Origin of the sequence: Streptomyces nymphaeiformis, assembly GCF_014203895.1 — a bacterium.
GTDB classification, from domain to species: domain Bacteria; phylum Actinomycetota; class Actinomycetes; order Streptomycetales; family Streptomycetaceae; genus Streptomyces; species Streptomyces nymphaeiformis.
Genome location: NZ_JACHJY010000023.1, coordinates 1 through 15,625 on the forward strand (window position 1 = coordinate 1; position 15,625 = coordinate 15,625).

The 15,625-nt window shown below is 71.9% G+C and carries 27 protein-coding genes; 26 read left to right on the forward strand and 1 reads right to left on the reverse strand.

Going from position 1 to position 15,625, the window contains the following annotated elements:
- Nucleotides 1-223 precede the first annotated feature (223 nt).
- The gene (locus GGE06_RS41375; RefSeq protein ID WP_184933246.1) at nucleotides 224-634 is read right to left on the reverse strand and encodes a hypothetical protein; all 411 of its coding nucleotides are present in this window, start codon (nucleotides 632-634) and stop codon (nucleotides 224-226) included.
- A gap of 194 nt (nucleotides 635-828) precedes the next feature.
- Between GGE06_RS41375 and GGE06_RS41380 the strand changes: the two genes are divergently transcribed.
- From GGE06_RS41380 to GGE06_RS41505, 26 genes are all read left to right on the forward strand, one after another.
- Entirely contained in the window at nucleotides 829-1,047 is a 219-nt protein-coding gene (locus tag GGE06_RS41380; protein ID WP_184933247.1) for a helix-turn-helix domain-containing protein, read from the forward strand.
- Nucleotides 1,047-1,289, forward strand: a complete 243-nt coding sequence (locus tag GGE06_RS41385; RefSeq protein ID WP_184933248.1) for a hypothetical protein — start codon at nucleotides 1,047-1,049, stop codon at nucleotides 1,287-1,289. The genes GGE06_RS41380 and GGE06_RS41385 overlap by 1 nt, the downstream gene beginning before the upstream one ends.
- Nucleotides 1,290-1,359: 70 nt before the next feature.
- Nucleotides 1,360-1,596, forward strand: a complete 237-nt coding sequence (locus tag GGE06_RS41390; RefSeq protein ID WP_184933249.1) for a hypothetical protein — start codon at nucleotides 1,360-1,362, stop codon at nucleotides 1,594-1,596.
- Between the two features lie 85 nt (nucleotides 1,597-1,681).
- Nucleotides 1,682-2,191: a hypothetical protein gene (locus GGE06_RS41395; RefSeq protein WP_184933250.1), complete on the forward strand. Its 510-nt coding sequence runs from the start codon at nucleotides 1,682-1,684 to the stop codon at nucleotides 2,189-2,191.
- Nucleotides 2,188-2,520: a DUF6303 family protein gene (locus GGE06_RS41400; RefSeq protein WP_184933251.1), complete on the forward strand. Its 333-nt coding sequence runs from the start codon at nucleotides 2,188-2,190 to the stop codon at nucleotides 2,518-2,520. The genes GGE06_RS41395 and GGE06_RS41400 overlap by 4 nt, the downstream gene beginning before the upstream one ends.
- Nucleotides 2,520-2,894, forward strand: coding sequence for a hypothetical protein (locus tag GGE06_RS41405; protein WP_184933252.1), 375 nt, complete (start codon nucleotides 2,520-2,522; stop codon nucleotides 2,892-2,894). The genes GGE06_RS41400 and GGE06_RS41405 overlap by 1 nt, the downstream gene beginning before the upstream one ends.
- Complete coding sequence (locus GGE06_RS41410) at nucleotides 2,891-3,388, forward strand: hypothetical protein (RefSeq protein ID WP_184933296.1); 498 nt, start codon at nucleotides 2,891-2,893, stop codon at nucleotides 3,386-3,388. Before GGE06_RS41405 ends, GGE06_RS41410 begins: the two co-directional genes overlap by 4 nt.
- Nucleotides 3,388-3,837: a zinc finger domain-containing protein gene (locus GGE06_RS41415; protein WP_184933297.1), complete on the forward strand. Its 450-nt coding sequence runs from the start codon at nucleotides 3,388-3,390 to the stop codon at nucleotides 3,835-3,837. Before GGE06_RS41410 ends, GGE06_RS41415 begins: the two co-directional genes overlap by 1 nt.
- Nucleotides 3,830-4,108 carry a hypothetical protein gene (locus GGE06_RS41420; RefSeq protein WP_184933253.1) on the forward strand — a complete coding sequence of 93 codons (279 nt, stop codon included), beginning with the start codon at nucleotides 3,830-3,832 and terminating at the stop codon, nucleotides 4,106-4,108. The genes GGE06_RS41415 and GGE06_RS41420 overlap by 8 nt, the downstream gene beginning before the upstream one ends.
- The gene (locus tag GGE06_RS41425; protein ID WP_184933254.1) at nucleotides 4,105-4,311 is read left to right on the forward strand and encodes a hypothetical protein; all 207 of its coding nucleotides are present in this window, start codon (nucleotides 4,105-4,107) and stop codon (nucleotides 4,309-4,311) included. The genes GGE06_RS41420 and GGE06_RS41425 overlap by 4 nt, the downstream gene beginning before the upstream one ends.
- Nucleotides 4,308-4,712: a hypothetical protein gene (locus GGE06_RS41430; RefSeq protein ID WP_184933255.1), complete on the forward strand. Its 405-nt coding sequence runs from the start codon at nucleotides 4,308-4,310 to the stop codon at nucleotides 4,710-4,712. Before GGE06_RS41425 ends, GGE06_RS41430 begins: the two co-directional genes overlap by 4 nt.
- 69 nt (nucleotides 4,713-4,781) lie before the next feature.
- Nucleotides 4,782-5,750: a helix-turn-helix domain-containing protein gene (locus GGE06_RS41435; protein WP_184933256.1), complete on the forward strand. Its 969-nt coding sequence runs from the start codon at nucleotides 4,782-4,784 to the stop codon at nucleotides 5,748-5,750.
- Nucleotides 5,751-5,768: 18 nt separating this feature from the next.
- Entirely contained in the window at nucleotides 5,769-6,077 is a 309-nt protein-coding gene (locus GGE06_RS41440) for a hypothetical protein (RefSeq protein WP_184933257.1), read from the forward strand.
- Nucleotides 6,074-6,721, forward strand: coding sequence for a response regulator transcription factor (locus GGE06_RS41445; protein WP_184933258.1), 648 nt, complete (start codon nucleotides 6,074-6,076; stop codon nucleotides 6,719-6,721). The genes GGE06_RS41440 and GGE06_RS41445 overlap by 4 nt, the downstream gene beginning before the upstream one ends.
- A complete protein-coding gene (locus GGE06_RS41450; protein WP_184933259.1) occupies nucleotides 6,721-7,083 on the forward strand; it encodes a hypothetical protein in 363 nt (120 codons plus the stop codon). Before GGE06_RS41445 ends, GGE06_RS41450 begins: the two co-directional genes overlap by 1 nt.
- The gene (locus GGE06_RS41455) at nucleotides 7,080-7,772 is read left to right on the forward strand and encodes a hypothetical protein (protein ID WP_184933260.1); all 693 of its coding nucleotides are present in this window, start codon (nucleotides 7,080-7,082) and stop codon (nucleotides 7,770-7,772) included. The genes GGE06_RS41450 and GGE06_RS41455 overlap by 4 nt, the downstream gene beginning before the upstream one ends.
- A complete protein-coding gene (locus GGE06_RS41460) occupies nucleotides 7,769-8,308 on the forward strand; it encodes a helix-turn-helix domain-containing protein (protein WP_184933261.1) in 540 nt (179 codons plus the stop codon). Before GGE06_RS41455 ends, GGE06_RS41460 begins: the two co-directional genes overlap by 4 nt.
- 119 nt (nucleotides 8,309-8,427) lie before the next feature.
- Entirely contained in the window at nucleotides 8,428-8,685 is a 258-nt protein-coding gene (locus GGE06_RS41465; protein WP_184933262.1) for a MerR family transcriptional regulator, read from the forward strand.
- A 67-nt stretch (nucleotides 8,686-8,752) separates the two neighbouring features.
- Nucleotides 8,753-9,478: a DNA-methyltransferase gene (locus GGE06_RS41470; protein ID WP_184933263.1), complete on the forward strand. Its 726-nt coding sequence runs from the start codon at nucleotides 8,753-8,755 to the stop codon at nucleotides 9,476-9,478.
- Nucleotides 9,479-9,590: 112 nt separating this feature from the next.
- The gene (locus GGE06_RS41475; RefSeq protein ID WP_184933264.1) at nucleotides 9,591-9,788 is read left to right on the forward strand and encodes a hypothetical protein; all 198 of its coding nucleotides are present in this window, start codon (nucleotides 9,591-9,593) and stop codon (nucleotides 9,786-9,788) included.
- Between the two features lie 50 nt (nucleotides 9,789-9,838).
- Nucleotides 9,839-10,159: a holin gene (locus tag GGE06_RS41480; RefSeq protein WP_246533094.1), complete on the forward strand. Its 321-nt coding sequence runs from the start codon at nucleotides 9,839-9,841 to the stop codon at nucleotides 10,157-10,159.
- Nucleotides 10,160-10,309: 150 nt separating this feature from the next.
- Nucleotides 10,310-10,792 carry a phage terminase small subunit P27 family gene (locus GGE06_RS41485; protein ID WP_184933266.1) on the forward strand — a complete coding sequence of 161 codons (483 nt, stop codon included), beginning with the start codon at nucleotides 10,310-10,312 and terminating at the stop codon, nucleotides 10,790-10,792.
- 18 nt (nucleotides 10,793-10,810) lie between these two features.
- Entirely contained in the window at nucleotides 10,811-12,619 is a 1,809-nt protein-coding gene (locus tag GGE06_RS41490; RefSeq protein ID WP_221519086.1) for a terminase large subunit, read from the forward strand.
- A gap of 19 nt (nucleotides 12,620-12,638) precedes the next feature.
- Nucleotides 12,639-12,824 (forward strand): hypothetical protein, encoded by a 186-nt coding sequence (locus GGE06_RS41495; RefSeq protein WP_184933267.1) that lies wholly within the window; start codon nucleotides 12,639-12,641, stop codon nucleotides 12,822-12,824.
- Between the two features lie 2 nt (nucleotides 12,825-12,826).
- Nucleotides 12,827-14,839: a phage portal protein gene (locus GGE06_RS41500; RefSeq protein ID WP_184933268.1), complete on the forward strand. Its 2,013-nt coding sequence runs from the start codon at nucleotides 12,827-12,829 to the stop codon at nucleotides 14,837-14,839.
- Nucleotides 14,840-14,851: 12 nt separating this feature from the next.
- Complete coding sequence (locus tag GGE06_RS41505) at nucleotides 14,852-15,571, forward strand: HK97 family phage prohead protease (RefSeq protein WP_184933269.1); 720 nt, start codon at nucleotides 14,852-14,854, stop codon at nucleotides 15,569-15,571.
- Nucleotides 15,572-15,625: the final 54 nt, after the last annotated feature.

Here is a 15,625-nt window from a genome sequence, read left to right on the forward strand (position 1 = left end):
TGGTGCCCGGAACCGGACTCGAACCTGTTCCGACTAGGCGCCTGACCTGCGATAACGCTGTGAGCTCTACGTTTCTTACCGCCGGGACCCGTTTGGGCCCGGCGGTTCCCGTTTCAGGCCGCCTCTGTGTTCCCGTGGGAACACAGGCGGGAACACCGCAGGTCGAGCAGGGGTGAAGCGCGCCGAGCGATGACATGGCGGGAACTCGTCGCCGAGGCCTCAATCAGGCCGTGCGTCGTGCCTCGGGCGGGATGCGGTCGCCGAGTCGGCGGAGAACTTCCGCCTGCACTCGCACGGGGAGGCTGTCCAGGATTGTGAGGATCGCCGCGGCCTGCGGATCGATCGGCTCATCCTGCGGGGGCGCCGCCGGGATTGGCGCGGCCGTTTCCACGGTCGGCTCACCGCCGGCCATCACGTCATCCGCACTGCGCACGGTCCAGCCGAGGGCCCGTTCCAGCTTCCGATACGTAACGGGGCTGACGCGCACCCCCTTGCGGATCTTGGCGAGGGTCTCGATGGAAAAGTCTGCGCGCTCGGCGACCTCGGTGAACTGCATCCCTTGTGCGGCGATGTAGTTCTCCACGGTGTCGCCGAGTCTGGCGAGCTCCTCGGCTCCGTACCCAGCCTCCGTCATGCGGCCAAGCTACAGCTTGGCTCCAACTTGCTCCAATGCCCTCCCAGCCACATGACCGTTTTTCACTGCACCATCACGTTTCGATGATCAGATTCCGCAACGTGGTGCCACGTTGGAACGCCCACCCTCCAACCTTGGACAAGATCGCTCCAATTTCCGCTTGACCAACTCCAACGTTGGAGTATGTTGGAGTCATGTTGAACCGCACGGTTGACGGCCGAAAGGTCCGCGACCTGCGGCGACGACGCGGCCTGTCGGTCGTCGCCGTCGCTGAGGCCGCAGGCTGCTCGAAGTGGATGATCTACAAGATCGAAACGGGGGCGAACCAGCCCTCGCCCCGCGTCTACGCCGGAATGCGAGACGTCCTTAAGGCGACTGAGTCCCAGCTCCTGCGCGGCAGGAGGGCTCGGTAATGCCGCTCTCCCCTAACTACACCGTCGCCGAGGCCGCAGAGCTCCTTCGCTGCAAGGAGCGGTACCTCGAAGACAACCTGTCCCGGCTGCCTCACCAGAAGATCGGCATCGCCGTCGCCTTCGACGACGAAGACCTCGCCGCGATCAAGGACATGCACCGGGTCCGCCCGCAGCGTGCGACCGCTGATGTCGCGCCCCGAACCCTCGCGCAGATCCGCCCCAAGGGCGCGCGCGCTTCCTGAACCCGGGAGACCGAGGCCCTGGCCGGCCTCGGTGCCCGTCGTCGGCACCTCAACCACGAATCGAGGAACCGTGACCAACCGTACCGACTCCCAGCAGCCCGACCCCACCCCCGACGGCGTCCTGTGCCGGGCCGCCGACGGCTCCCTGTGGCGCACCGCCGGCCGCACCCGCCTCGGTGAGCAGCTGTACGTCCTCGACGGCGTCGACATCAAGTCCTGCCCGAAGTGGGTCCGCGAGCGCGAGGAGCTCCTCGCCGAGCTCACCGGCGGCCCGCTCACCCTCGTGGACGAGGAGGCCGCCGCGTGATCGCCGCCGCTATGTCCCTCGTGTGGATCCTCGGCGCCCTCGGCGTCATCGCCGCCCTCTCCGAGCGCCGGAAGGGGGAGCGTCGATGACTGTCCGCCTTACCCCCGAGCGGCTCACTGAGATCCGCGCCGGACAGCACTCCTACCGCACGACCGAGCAGCTCGACCGAGACATCCGTGACCTCCTGGCCGAGCGCGAGCAGCTGCTCGCCGAGGTAGCGAGGGGGAAGGACACCGCCTCGTGCGGCGAGTCCACCCCCGCGCCGCACCGGGCCGGCCACGCCGAGGTCCGATTCACGGCGTACGGGCTGGTCCCGCTGATCGGTCCGGTCGTGGAGGACCTGGAGCCCGACTACTACGGGCACGTCCACCGCCAGCTCGGCGGTTGGCTGCCCGACACCTGGAGCGGCGAGCACCTGCACGGCACCGAGCACATGGAGTTCGCGCACGTGCCGGGCCTGGTCATGCCGACCGACACCAACGTCCAGGTCCACACCAAGACATCCAGAGACGGCTCCCGGTACATGGCGATCCAGTGGAGGCGGGAACGCCCGTCCACCGCACAGCACTTCGGCACGCTGGGGAGGACGGCATGAGCGACACCTTCCACGCGCTCCTGTCCCGTCGCTGTTGTGACGTCCCCGAGAACCTGGGGAAGGGAAACGTACAGCGCGCCCGCTGGCGGTTGTTCGTCGTGCTGCCGAACTCGGCGCAGTTTCCGCAATTCGAGTGGCCGGTCTCTCGTCGGAACGTGATCCCGACCCCCGACGAGCGCGTGCGGGCCCTGGCCTCCCTCGGGTACCGCCTGGCCCCGGACGCGGAGTGGACCTGGACCGAGGACGAGACGCCCGGCTACCACGGCCACCCCTCGGCCGTCAGCCTGCTCGGCGGGACGTCCGTCGTTCCGGCCTCGGGCGGTGAGTGATGGCCACCGACCCCATGGACTTCTGCCCCAACGAAAAGTGCGGCGGGGCCCGTGACGCGTGCGGCTGCCCGTCCGACCTCACCACCCAGGCCCTCATGGTCTGCCTGGCCTGCGGCGGCCGGTGGTGGAGGCCGTACGGCAGCACCTCGACCCGCTGTCCGCACCCCGACTGCGGCCAGGACCTGTCCCTGATCTCCATCCCGGCCTCCCGGCCGCCCGAGCGCGACGCCGACGGCCAGCTGCTCGACAGCGGCGACCCGGGCGACGAGGACGAGTGCCACGCCGAACTGATCGACGGCTCCTGGACCTACTGCGGCTGCGAGGACTGCGAGCAGCGCGAGGAAGACGACACCGAGATGGAGATGTACGGATGACCGGCCCCGAGCACTACCGACAGGCGGAGCAACTCGCAGACCAGGCCCACCACTTCACCTACGGCGACGGCGCCGACCCGGTCGTCGGTGCGGCGCTCGCCACCGAGGCGCAGGTGCACGCCACGCTCGCGCTCGCCGCCGCGCTGCCCGTGGCCCAGGCGGCTCCCATGGCTGCTCGGGACGTCACGGTCTACCGCTCCGCCTACGAGCACGAGCCGTTCCCGCTCGGCCTGTACTCGAACCTCGAGGCGGCACAGGCCCATTGCGAGGCCGTTGTCAGCCGGGAGCACGGAGACGACGTCGCCCTCTTCTTCGACTGGATCGAGGACGAGGACGAGCGCGAGCCGCTGTGGGAGCTCGTCGTCCGGATCGGCGTCGACGAGCAGCCCTCCGGCTACACCGTCGCGGCCGTGGTGGCCGAGGGCGACTACACCCCGGAGGTCGACGCCTGGGTCAAGTCCGCCGGCACCAGCACCCCGACGGGCGGCCGGTGATGGACGAGCCCGCCCGCACCTTCCCGGAGCTCACCGTCGCGTGCCCGACGTGCGACGCGGCCGCCGGGCGCCTGTGCACCAGCCACGGCGGCACCCGTGTACGCCGCGACACCGTCCACCAGCGGCGCCGTACCGCCTGGGGCGGCATCCAGAAGCAGAAGGCCCGGACCCGCGCCGCCCGCACGGCCTCGGGTGCCTCGACGGCCCAGAAGACCTGGAACCGCGGCAAGGCCGGTACGCCGACGGCGCCGGCCCCGGTGCCCACCGGCCGGGACTGCGCGGTCTCCGGCTGCGGCGAGCTCGCGTCCGCGCCCCGGCCCGCCGCCCGCATGGTCCGCGTCGACCTGGACGGCTCGCGTGAGCCCGCCCGCTGGTACTGCCCCGGCCCGTGCCGGGCGTACGGCGAGGCCCTCGCCGAGGTCCGCGCGATCGGAGTCTCCCGTGCCTAACGTCCTCGGCCTGGCCGTCCTGGCCCTCCTGCTCACCGGCGCCGCGACCGTGGTGGTCGGCGCCGTGTGCGGGACGCTCGCCGCCGGCCGCGCGCTGCACCGGCTGCTGTGGCCCCGGCCGCTCCCCGCGGCCGTCGTCCCGACCCCGCGCCGCTACGCGTGGGTGGCCTGCGACACCCCCAGGTGCGGGCACCTCCAGACGCCGCACTACCCCGCCGGTCCCGGCCGCGTGCAGTGCAACCACTGCGGCACCGTCCGCCCCTCGCCGTGAAGCGTCGGCCGCCGCCGTGCGACCACATCGCCGGGCACGGCCTCCTCCGTGCCCGCCTGTACGTCACCGGCTGGTGCTGCGACCGCCACACCCCCGCCGCCCTCGCCGGGCGCCCCGAGGTCCCACCCGGGCCCGGCTGGCCGTCCGGCTCCTACCTCAACACCCGCACCGAACCGTCCCGCACCACCAGGAGCAGCCCGTGAGCACGATCCCCACCCCCGCCGATGTCTTCCGCCGCCCGGCCCGCCCGGCGCTCGCCCCCGAGCCCCACAACCCGGTCGCCGACCCCCCGTTCCGGAGCCTGTGGGAGCAGGGCATCAACGGCTCGAAGCTGCTCGTGAACACCAAGCTGGTCGCCCTGACGCTGGCCACCCACGCCGACTGGGCCACCGGCCACATCCCCGACGACGCGCAGCCTCGCCTCGGCCGCCTCGTCGACCTCACCCGCGTGGACGTCGGCCTGGTCGTCGTCTCGCTCAACGTGCTGGAACAGCGCGGATGGATCACGAGGACCGACCGCCGGCGCCGCTGGAACGTCGCGGACGTCCAGCTCGCGATCCCCGGCCCGATCATGCGCCGCCTCCTCAAGAAGGCCCGCACCTGACGGCCCCGGCCGGGGCGCGCGCCCCGGCCCGCCTGGCCCCGCACCACACGAGCAAGGAAGGACGACGTCGTGCCCAGCGACCACGTGCAGTCGGTCCGCAACGCCTGGATCAACCGAATCAGGGACGAGGCCCTCCGCGCACGACGCCCCGAGGTCTCCAAGGCCGCCCACATCGGCATCCTCATCGCCACCTACGCCAACGCCGACGGGTCCAACTCGTACCCCTCGAACGCGACCCTGGCCGCCATCGCCGGCGCGAGCGAGGAGACCGTCACCAGGTGCGTACGGCTCCTTTCGGCCGCTGAGCTCCTCGTCCGCCGACGCCGTCCCAACCAGTCCTCCGTCTACCAGCTGCTCATCCCTTCCGCGCGCATCGACTGGGCCGAGCACCTGCACACATGGGGTGAGACCCGGCAGGCCAAGGCCCGGCGCAAGGCCAAGGCCGCCGAGATCGAGGCCCGCCTCGCCAAGCGGGCGGCCGCCGAAGAAGGGAACCCGTCCCCGGACGACGTCCGGAACCCGTCCCCGGCTGGGGGTCCGGAACCCGTCCCCGGCGGGGTACCGGATGCCTCCGGAACCCGTCCCCGGACGGGTGCGGACACCGACCCCGGACGGGTTCCGGAACCCGTCCCCGGCGGGGGCCTACATGTTCCCCCTACTTCCAGTAGGGACCCACAACCTGACCAGACGATGGCTGATCCCGGACCTCAGCCACAGGCCGCGCGCGCGAACGAGGACGAGGACATCGACTCTCGCCCCGGACCGCGTCTCGTACCCCCGCCTCGAGGCGGCCACCGCGCGGCCTCGGGCAGCTCGCCAAGCAGCCAGCGGCCGTTGCTGCTCCCCGTCCGTGGACTGCCTGCCGACCGGCGAGAGCTGACGCAGGAGCAGCGCGACGACATCCGAGCCCAGGCCACTCCCGACCTCGTACGCCTCGCCATCGAGGCCGAGGGGGTCGCCCAGGCCATCGCCCTGTACGGCCACCGCCTCGTCGCCGAGGCCGTGAACAGCGACTACGCCACTGACACCGGCACCTGACCGGAGGAGACGACGACCATGACCACCCCGACCGGCTCGACGCCGTGCCCGTCGTGCGGGCAGCCCATCCGCTGGGCCGTCACCGCCGTCGGCCGCCGCCAGGCCCTCAACGCCACCACCGACCCCGAGGGCAACACGGCCGCCTACACCGACGGCACCGGCCGCCTGCGCGTCCGCGTCCTCACCGCCGAGCGCCCGACCCTGGAGGGCGCCGAGTGGCGCGCCATGCCCCACGCCGCCACCTGCGCCCGCCCCCGGCCGCGCCGCGCCGTTCCCCGGCAGCGCACCGGCGTCCGCCCGGCGCCCTGGAAGGGGTGGCAGCGATGAGCCGTACCTCGACCCGCGCCCTGGCCTTCGGCGCCATCGTCGCCCAGGCCCTCGGCACCCACCTCGGCGCCCGCATCACCCCCGAGGAGGCCGCCGAGGTCGCCTACACCGCGCTCGTCAACTCGGGCTGGCGCATCACCGAGGGCCTGGGCCGCCCGGCACGCCGCATCAGCCCCACCCTGTGGGAGTACGACCCGACGCTCCTGGCCGGCCTCGCCCGCGGCCGCTCGACGGCCGAGATCTCCACCGAGACCGGCGTGGCGTACGGCACGGTCAAGCACCGCATGGAGAGCCTCCGTTCCCGCCTCGGCGCCCGCAACTCGGCCCATGCGGTCGCCATCGCCTACCGCTCCGGGTGGATGCGCGGCCTGGCCCCCGAACCCCGCGGCCGCATCCTCCTGACCCCTCGGCAGTACCAGGCCCTGGAGCTCGTCGCCGACGGCATGAGCAACGACGAGATCGCCGCCGAGCTCGGATGCAGCAGCAACACGGCTATCACCCACCTACGCCGTACCTACGCCTCCCTCGGCGCCCTGCGCCCCGACATCACGCCCGCCGTGGTCCGCCCGTACGCCGTCGCTCTCGCCTACCAGCACGGCCACCTCCCGCTCCCCGCCGCATCCGACCAGTCGCAGGCCGCCTGATGGCCACGCTCGCGCTCACCGTCGCATTCGTCGCCCTCGTCGCCCTGACCACCGCCGTGCCGCTCGGCCACGCCGCCGCTCGACACCGCGTCCGCCGCCAGCGCTGGCGTCACTGGGCGCACCGAGCAGGCGTCCTCTGGGGCCCGGCCTGCGGTTGGCGCGGGTGCCAGTTCGGCAGCCACCGCCAGCGCGTCCAACTCGCCGCTGGCCTGCCTGTCCTGCGCCCCAGCATCCGCGACCACGCCCGGATCGTCGCCTCCCACGCCCGTCACGGCCTCCATGCCGCATGCGCCACCCCGTGCGCCACCAGCCACACCTACCGCCGCCCCTGCGCCCTCGCCTCCTCCAGGAACAGCCCATGAGTACTTGCCTGATCTGCACCCACCCGGCCGAGCAGCCCCGTACCGCGTGCACCCGGTGCGAGCACCGCATCCGCGGCTGGCTCGGCGAGATCCCCCGCCAGCTGGTACTGCTCGCCGCCTCCCTGGAGCTCGGTTCCCGTCCCGCCCAGGGATACGGCGGCGCCGGCCGCGCCCACGCTCCGCTCCCCGTCCGCGGCGACGTCCTCACCCTCCTCGGCCCGGCCGCGCCCGGGCCCGTCCGCGACACCGCCGGCGACCAGGGCGGCCCGCAGCCCGTTCACGCCGTCCTGCACGCCTGGGCCGACCAACTCGCTGACGACCTCGGCCACGTGCTCCCGCCCATCAACCCCCGCGCCCCGTACGCCGCGTACCTCGCCCGCCACCTCGGCCACATCACCCGTACGGGCTGGGTCGCGCTCATGCACGGCGAGCTCGCCGACCTCGTCCGCCGGATCCGGGCCGTCACGAGCACCGAGCCCCGCCGCCGCCCCGCTGACGCTCCGTGTCCGGCCTGCCAGGCCTTCGGCCTCGGGCGCACCGACTGGGAGACCTACCTCGACTGCGAGGCGTGCGGGCTGCTGCTCACCGAGGCCGAGTACGCCGACCACCACGCCGCCGTCATGCCCCCGCTCGCCCGTACCGCCCTCGGCCTCCTCCTCGCCGAGCACGACACCCGGAAGGCGTCATGAGCACCACCATCGAGACGCGTCGCGCGACAGTCGCACGCCTGCATGCCGAGGGACACAGCTACCGGCAGATCGCCGATCAGGTCGGCGTCAGCAAGGACACCGTTGCCCGCGATGTCCGCGACGTTGAGGCCGCCACCGCCCAGGCTGCCGCCCGCCTCGCACGGCGCCGTCTGCCCCGCCGCGCCCGCCCCGCACGTTTGCGCAGGCCACAGGCACCGCGACAGCGTCGCACCGCGCCTCTGCCCGCCCCCGCGCCCGTGCGCGACACGGCGCACGACACCACCCCGCCACCCGCGCCGGCTGCGCCGTGTGTCGCTCTGCCGTTGTCTGTCCGCCTTGTGGCCGACCTCGCCACCCTCACCCGCAACGGCGTCTCTCCCGAGGCCGCGATCCTCCACGCCGTCGGCTACATGGCCCGTGCGTACCGCCAGGGCTGGGAGGCTGGCCTCTACCCCCGCAACGTCAACCCCGTTCTTCAGCGCCACCAGTTCGCCCCGTACCGGCCGAGCGAGCAGGCCGCCAACACCACCACCTGACGAACCGACTGGACATGATCGCTACTTAGCGCAACACTGGCGTCAGCGCCACACGTGCGCCCAGACACCACCACGGCCCCCGCCACCACGGGGGCCGTCGCCGTTTCCCGGAGGTGACCGTGGCCACGCTCTACACCGCCACCGAGGCTGCCAAGGCCGCCACCACCTGGCGCCGCCGCCTCTCCGCCGGCACGGCCACCGTCACCCCCGCCACCGTCCGCTCCTGGGTAACCCGCGGCCACCTCGCCCCCGCCGGCCTCGACCACCGCGGCCGCCCTCTCTACACCTCCGCCGACCTTGCCCGCGCCGAAGTCGCCACACGGGGGCGCGCCCTACGCCTCGTCGGCATACCTGAACGCACCGCGAGCAGCCGCTAGCGCGGCCTGGCTCCGCACACCGAGCGGCTCCTCACCAGATGAGGCATGCGGCCAAGAACGGAGAACTGTGACCCACTCCACCTGGACCGTCCACCAGGGAGACGCCCTCACCACACTGCGTACCCTCCCCGCCAACTCCGTCGACGCCGTGATCACCGACCCGCCGTACAACAGCGGCGCGGCCACGATCACCGCCCGTGTCAACGACACCGCCCGCGGCAAGTACGTGCGCGGCGACGCCCAACACGACCTCCCCGACTTCCCCGGCGAGAACCGCGACCAGCGCGGCTACCTCGCATGGATGACCCTCGTCCTCACCGAGTGCCTCCGCACCGCTCGACCCGGCACCCCACTGCTGCTGTTCAGCGACTACCGGCAGGTGCCCATCAACTCCGACGCGCTCCAGGCCGCCGGCTGGTCGTGGCGCGGCATCGTCCCGTGGCACAAGCCCAACGCCCGCCCACAGAAGGGCGGATTCCGCCGTTCCTGCGAGTACGTTCTGTGGGCCACCAACGGCCCCATCGACGCCGCCCGGAACCCCGTCTACCTCAACGGCCTCGTGTCTGGCTCCCAGCCCCGCGGCCGGGACCGGCTCCACATCACACAGAAGCCCCTCGAGGTCATGCGCGAACTCGTACGCATCTGCGCTCCCGAAGGCACTGTGCTCGACCCCTTCACCGGGTCAGGATCCACCGGCGCAGCCGCCCTCGCCGAAGGCCGGTCGTTCGTCGGGGTCGAGCTCTCGGACCAGTACATCAAGATCGCTCGGCAACGCCTCACCCACGCTGCATGACAGGCAGCACAGTCGCCGCCATCCGGGCTACGCCGGTCACAGATGACGCCGCCGTGGTGACCGTGTCCATACCGGCGAACTGATTCCCTGATACGCCCTCAAGGAGGTGACCATGCATCTCGGAGACACCGCGTCCGGCCTGCCTCGCTGGATCGGCGCCCGGGTCGAGTACGAGTGGCCCAGCGTCTACGCCACGACCTGCACACGCGCCCATGACGGCGCCCTGAACGTAACGCTGAGGGTGCACATCCCGCCCATCCGCGGTGCGCTCTACCGCGCCTGGCTGCTCCTCGCAGGCAAGGCCTCGTAGCCATGCCCACCCGTGCGCCTCGGCGTTGCACCACGCCCGGCTGCGGCGCCATGGCCACCCCACCCGCCTCGAAGTGCGCCGCCCACGACAAGCGCCGGCCGCGACGCTCGGCCTCGGCCAAGGGCTACAACGCCGAGCACGTCCAGCGGTTCCGCGCCGGCGTCCTGGCACGCGACACCGTGTGCGTGCTCTGCACGACCGCTGCAGCCACCCAGGCCGATCACTGGCCGCTGTCCAAGCGCGAGCTGCAGGCCCGTGGCCTGGACGAGCACGACCCCCGCCGGGGCCGCGGCCTGTGTGCCTCGTGCCACTCGAAGGAGACCGCCCGGCACCAGCCTGGAGGGTGGAACGCCGGCGGTCCGCGCTACTGATCGTGACGGGCCCGGCTGGGGGGAGGGGGCCTCGGATCCCTGGCCAGGGGACCCGCGGAACGCGGGGGGGAGCCCACGTGCGCCTCGACAGGTTTCGGGATCCGCCGTACCGGGCCCGTCCGACGTAACGGAATGTCACCGGAGGTGATCATGGGGAAGCGAGGACCCGCGCCCAAGCCCACCGTGCTGCGCGTGCTGCACGGCGACCGCGCGGACCGCATCAACACCGACGAGCCGCAGCCCGACCAGGGCGACATCACCGTCCCGGCCTGGCTCCGGCCGGACGCCGTCGAGGTGTGGGAGTCCCTCGCGGACGACCTCATCGCCAAGGGAGTCCTCACCTCTTGGGACGTCGAGGCGTTCGCCAACTGGTGTGACGCGGTGGCCCGTCGGCGCGAGGCGGCCGAGCACGTCGCCGCCGAGGGCGCCGTCGTCGAGCAGCCGGTGTTCAACAAGAACGGCGACATCAGCGGGCACCGGGTGGGCAAGAACGCGTGGCTCCTGGCGCTGGACGCGGCCGATGCGCAGGTCCAGCGGTACGGGGCCCGGTTCGGCCTGACCCCGAGCGACCGCGCGCAGCTGCACATCGGCGGCCAGGAGAAGCCCGGCGGAGCGGAGCGACTGCTGTCCTGACCGATGCGAGGGGGTGCCATGACTGCCGGGACCACCACCCGCCCGGCCCGTAGCAAGGCAGCCACCAGGCCTCGCGGCCGCGCCCGGGCGATGACGTTCAACCACCACAAGCGGTGGCGGCCGGCCTCGCGCAAGGGCGAGGTCTGCGGGTACACCCTCGACGGGAAGACGTGCGAGCGGCGCGGCGCGCACTACTGCGAGCCGCGCGCGGACCGGGTCGTGGCGTTCTTCGCCGAGCTCCTCGTCCATCCCGCCGGCGCGCTCGCGAACACCCGGTTCGTGCTGGCGTCGTGGCAGGAACACGAGATCATCCGGCCGCTGTTCGGTGAGGTCCACTGGTCTGATCAGTGGGGGCGGTACGTCCGCCGGTACTCCCGCGCCACGATCGTCATGGCCCGGAAGAACGGCAAGTCCGCGATCCTCTCCGGGATCGCCCTGTACATGCTGTGCGGGGACGGCGAGGAGTCCGCCGAGGTCTACGGCGCGGCCGCCACGATCCGGCAGGCCGGCAAGGTCTTCGAGCCGTGCAAGAAGATGATGCTCAAGAGCCCGCTCCTGGCGGCGCGGCTCGAGCACGTCAAGGCCGCACGGCGGATCGTCGACGAGCGGACCGGCAGCCACTACGAGGTCATCCCGGCCGACGCCGACAACGAGCTCGGCCACAGCCCGCACTGTTTCATCCTCGACGAGGTCCTCTCCCAGCCCGACGACAGCCTGTGGCAGGCGATGCGCACGGGCACCGGTGCCCGTACCCAGCCGCTCATGCTGGCGATCACCACCGAGACCAGCCAGCAGTACTCCTTCGGCGCCGAGTTCATCGACGAGGCCGACCGCGTCCTCGAAGACCCGGCCCGCGCGCCGCACCACTTCGTGTTCGTGCGCAAGACCCCGCGCACTCCCGACGAACTGGAGCGGCTGCACCGCCTGTTCCCCGGCCGCCCCGACCTGCCGGTCTCCCTCGACTGGACCGACGAGGCGAACTGGCGGTGGGCCAACCCCGCGCTCGGTTCGTTCCTGTCCATCCAGTCCTTGAGGGAAGAGGCCAAGGAAGCCGTCGGGGACCGCAAGGCCCTGCACGCCTTCCTGCAGTTCCGGCTCAACCAGCGCGTCTCGGAGGTGTCGCGCTGGATCGCGATGGACCTGTGGGACATGAACGCCCGCGAGCTCGCCCCCAACCCCGGCTGGATCGCCGGCCGCCTGGAGGGCCAGCGATGCTGGGGCGGCCTCGACCTGTCCTCCAAGCTCGACCTCACCGCGTGGGCGCTGTACTTCCCGGGCGGCGAGATTGTGTGGCGTTTCTGGGCCCCGCAGTCCGTCGCCCCGATCCTCGACAAGTTCACCGACGGGAAGTTCTCCGAGTGGGCCGAGGACGGCTGGGTCACGCTGACCGACGGCGACACGATCGACTACGACACGATCTACGACGACATCGAGACCGACCACAACCTGTACAAGATCATCGACGCCACCTACGACAAGTGGTGCGGTGAGCCGGTCCGGCAGGCGATCACCAAGCGGACCCGGCTCAAGATGGTCGAGTCGGACACGACGTTCACGCGGATGACGCCGCCCATGAACGAGTTCATGCGCGGTCTCAAGGCCCGCGAGTACGCGCACTTCGGGAACCCCGTTGCCCGGTGGATGGCCGACAACCTTGAGTGCAAGAGCCCCCGGGACGATCCCGACCGCGTGCGCCCGGTCAAGCCCTCGCGCGACAAGACCGGCAAGCGCATCGACGGCATGCCCGCCCTGTTCTTCGCCATCGACGGCGGTCTGCGCGGCCTGCCCACCCCGTCCATCTACGAGTCCCAGGGCATGGCCCTGTGACCGAAGGAAGGAGGCAGCCATGGACCGCGTGGACCCGTGGGACTACCTCGCGCTGCTCGGCATCGTGCTCCTCGGTACCGGCCTCGGCCTGCTCGCCCCGTGGCTCGGCATGGCATCCGCTGGCCTTGCGCTCCTGGCCCTCGGCGTCGCCGGAGCCATCTCCGCCGAACGTGCTGCCCGGGCCACCCCCCAGAAGGGAGGCTGACCGTGGGTTTTCTGCGCAGCGCGCTGTCCGGCCTGGCCACCCCGGAGAAGTGGGTGGAGGACTGGATGCGCGGCGGGTCGATGAACTCGGCCGGGGTCCGTGTGGACCAGGACACCGCCCTGACCTACAGCCCGTTCTTCGCCGGCGTGCGGGTGCTGTCGGAGGACCTGGCCGGCCTGCCGCTGTTCCTCTACGAGCGGCTCGCCCCGCGCGGCAAGCAGCGCGCCACCAGCCACCCGCTGTACGCGCTGCTGCACGACCAGCCCAACGACATGATGAGCTCGGCGTGGCTGCGCGAGGTACTGACCAGCCACGCGATCACGTGGGGCAACGGCATCGCACACGTCGTCTCCCACCCCCGTACCGGCGTCATCGAGGAGATCTGGCCGCTGCGCCCCGACCGGGTCACCATCGGCGTGAAGCGGACAGGGCCCGGCCGCTTCGAACGCCGCTACCGCTACGACGACGACGTCAACGGGATCCACACCGTCCTGCTGCCGCACGAGGTCCTACACGTCTCCGGCCTCGGCTACGACGGAGTGCAGGGATACCCGATCGTCGAGCTCGCCGCCAACTCCATCGGCCTCGGCCTGGCCACCGAGCACCACGGCGCCAAGGTGTTCTCCAACGGCGCGGCCCCGGGCGGCGCGCTGTCCCACCCGGGCAACCTGTCCCCCGAGGCGCGGCGCCGGATGGCGGACGACTGGGAGAACATCCACCGGGGCATCGACCGCGCGCACCGGGTGGCGATCCTGGAGGAGGGCGTCACCTTCCAACAGGTCGGCGTGCCCAACGACTCCGCGCAGTTCCTGGAGACCCGCAAGCTGCAGGTCACCGAGATGTCGAGATGGCTGCGGCTGCCGCCGCACAAGATCGGCGACCTGGACCGGGCCACGTTCTCCAACATCGAGCAGCAACAGCTCGACTACGTGTCGTCCGCACTGAACGTGTGGCTGGTCCGGTGGGAGCAGGGGATCCTCACCCAGCTCCTGTTGCGCGAGGAGCGGCAGAAGTACTACGCCGAGTTCCTCGTCGACTCGCTGCTCCGTGGCGACACCGCCGCCCGCTACGCCGCCTACGCGATCGGCCGCCAGTGGGGATGGCTGTCCGCCAACGACGTCCGCGACCGGGAGAACATGAACCCCGTCCCGGGCGGCGACGACTACCTCGTCCCGCTCAACATGGTGCCCGCCGGCCGCAGCGCCCCCGCCCTTCAGACCGCGGCCGCCGCCCGCGTCTCGCGGATGGCGCGGCTGCTCGCCGGACGCCAGGCCGTGCGGGAATCCCTCGCCGAACGGTGGGGGACGAAGATCCAGGAGTCCGACCAAGAGGTAGCCGACCTCGAGGCGAAAAAGGTCGCCGCCCTGGTCGCCGAGCACCTGACCCCCGAGCGCGGCCGGCACCGTTCGCTGGCCGGATTCCTCGCCGCACTGCGGCTGCTGTACGCCGACGACGGCCCGATCATGGAGCGGCTCTCGGAACTGTGGGTCCCGCTCATGACAGCGTTCGCCGACGACGTCGCCGTCCAGGCCGCCGAGGAGGTCGCCCACGAGGACACCGTCGACCTGTCCGTGTGGGCGCAGGCCTACGCCCTCTCGCACGCCCAGTACCAGGTGTCCTCCTCCTACGGCCAGCTGCGGAACGTGGTCGACAAGACCGAGGGCACGCCCGAGGACATCGCCGAGGCGGTCGTCGAGCGGCTCGCGAAATGGCAGGCCGAGCGCCCGGAGCAGACCGCGCGCTGGGAGTCGGCGCAGCTGCCGAACGCCGCGGCCCGCGAGACGTGGAAAGAGGCCGGCGTCAGCAAGGTGCAGTGGGTGGCGCGCGGGTCGAAGAACTGCCCGTACTGCCAGCGCCTCGACGGCGCGGTCCGGGAGATCGAGGCCCCGTTCGTCGCCAAGGGCGAGGAAGTCGAGGGCGAGGCCGAGGGCGAGACCCTCACCGCCAAGCGCGACACGTTCCATCCGCCCGTCCACCCCGGCTGTGACTGCCAGGTCGTGCCGGTCATCGAGTGAGAGGAGGAGCAGATGAAGGGACAGCGCCACTACCTGCGCGGCTACGTCCAGCGCGCCGACGGCGATACGGCGGGCAAGCCGCTGACGATCATCGCCGCGACCGAGGGCCGCAAGGGCGACGGCCTCAACCTGACCATGAAGGGCGCCGAGCTCGGCCGGTTCGAGGCCAACCCGGTCGTCGGCTACGGCCATTCCTACTGGGGCCGTGACGGCCTGCCGATCGGCCGGTCCGACCGGACGTGGATCGACGGCGACAAGCTCCGCATGGACATCGTGTTCGACCAGGACGACCCCTTCGCCGTCACCGTCGAGCGCAAGTACCGGGCCCGGATGATGAACGCGTTCTCCATCGGGTTCGACGTCTGGAACATCGACGACTCCGGCACCCCGGAGGGCTGGGAGCTGTTCGAAGTCTCCGCCGTCCCCCTGCCGATGGACCCCAACGCGATCGTCGAGTCGGGCCGCAGCGCCCTCGACCTCGCCCGCGGGCTCGACGTCCGCGCCGCCCCGGACGAGACCGTGCAGGCCGTCCTGTCCCGGCTCGCCGAGCTCGACGCCGCCGGCGCCCGGGCCGGCGCGGTGCTGTCGAAGAAGAACAAGGGCCTCGTCTCCGCCGCGCGCGACGCGCTCACCGAACTGCTGGACGCGGCCGGCGGCACCGCCGAGGACGACGAGGAGCGCACCGCCCCGCTCGTCGACCAGACCCGCCTGCTCCGGCTCGCCGGACTCTGATCCCCCGCGCCGCGCAGCCGCGCGGGGCACCCACACCCACCGAGAGGGAAAACC

What these genes read in the sequence shown, in the direction of transcription:
- GGE06_RS41480 (WP_246533094.1), top strand. Translation starts at nt 9,839, where the DNA reads ATGGCCACCCCACCCGCCTCGAAGTGCGCCGCCCACGACAAGCGCCGG.
- GGE06_RS41445 (WP_184933258.1), top strand. Translation starts at nt 6,074, where the DNA reads ATGAGCCGTACCTCGACCCGCGCCCTGGCCTTCGGCGCCATCGTCGCC.
- GGE06_RS41380 (WP_184933247.1), top strand. Translation starts at nt 829, where the DNA reads ATGTTGAACCGCACGGTTGACGGCCGAAAGGTCCGCGACCTGCGGCGA.
- GGE06_RS41400 (WP_184933251.1), top strand. Translation starts at nt 2,188, where the DNA reads ATGAGCGACACCTTCCACGCGCTCCTGTCCCGTCGCTGTTGTGACGTC.
- GGE06_RS41475 (WP_184933264.1), top strand. Translation starts at nt 9,591, where the DNA reads ATGCATCTCGGAGACACCGCGTCCGGCCTGCCTCGCTGGATCGGCGCC.
- GGE06_RS41460 (WP_184933261.1), top strand. Translation starts at nt 7,769, where the DNA reads ATGAGCACCACCATCGAGACGCGTCGCGCGACAGTCGCACGCCTGCAT.
- GGE06_RS41405 (WP_184933252.1), top strand. Translation starts at nt 2,520, where the DNA reads ATGGCCACCGACCCCATGGACTTCTGCCCCAACGAAAAGTGCGGCGGG.
- GGE06_RS41490 (WP_221519086.1), top strand. Translation starts at nt 10,811, where the DNA reads ATGACTGCCGGGACCACCACCCGCCCGGCCCGTAGCAAGGCAGCCACC.
- GGE06_RS41415 (WP_184933297.1), top strand. Translation starts at nt 3,388, where the DNA reads ATGGACGAGCCCGCCCGCACCTTCCCGGAGCTCACCGTCGCGTGCCCG.
- GGE06_RS41450 (WP_184933259.1), top strand. Translation starts at nt 6,721, where the DNA reads ATGGCCACGCTCGCGCTCACCGTCGCATTCGTCGCCCTCGTCGCCCTG.
- GGE06_RS41385 (WP_184933248.1), top strand. Translation starts at nt 1,047, where the DNA reads ATGCCGCTCTCCCCTAACTACACCGTCGCCGAGGCCGCAGAGCTCCTT.
- GGE06_RS41440 (WP_184933257.1), top strand. Translation starts at nt 5,769, where the DNA reads ATGACCACCCCGACCGGCTCGACGCCGTGCCCGTCGTGCGGGCAGCCC.
- GGE06_RS41455 (WP_184933260.1), top strand. Translation starts at nt 7,080, where the DNA reads ATGAGTACTTGCCTGATCTGCACCCACCCGGCCGAGCAGCCCCGTACC.
- GGE06_RS41485 (WP_184933266.1), top strand. Translation starts at nt 10,310, where the DNA reads ATGGGGAAGCGAGGACCCGCGCCCAAGCCCACCGTGCTGCGCGTGCTG.
- GGE06_RS41505 (WP_184933269.1), top strand. Translation starts at nt 14,852, where the DNA reads ATGAAGGGACAGCGCCACTACCTGCGCGGCTACGTCCAGCGCGCCGAC.
- GGE06_RS41375 (WP_184933246.1), bottom strand. Translation starts at nt 634, where the DNA reads ATGACGGAGGCTGGGTACGGAGCCGAGGAGCTCGCCAGACTCGGCGAC.
- GGE06_RS41410 (WP_184933296.1), top strand. Translation starts at nt 2,891, where the DNA reads ATGACCGGCCCCGAGCACTACCGACAGGCGGAGCAACTCGCAGACCAG.
- GGE06_RS41395 (WP_184933250.1), top strand. Translation starts at nt 1,682, where the DNA reads ATGACTGTCCGCCTTACCCCCGAGCGGCTCACTGAGATCCGCGCCGGA.
- GGE06_RS41495 (WP_184933267.1), top strand. Translation starts at nt 12,639, where the DNA reads ATGGACCGCGTGGACCCGTGGGACTACCTCGCGCTGCTCGGCATCGTG.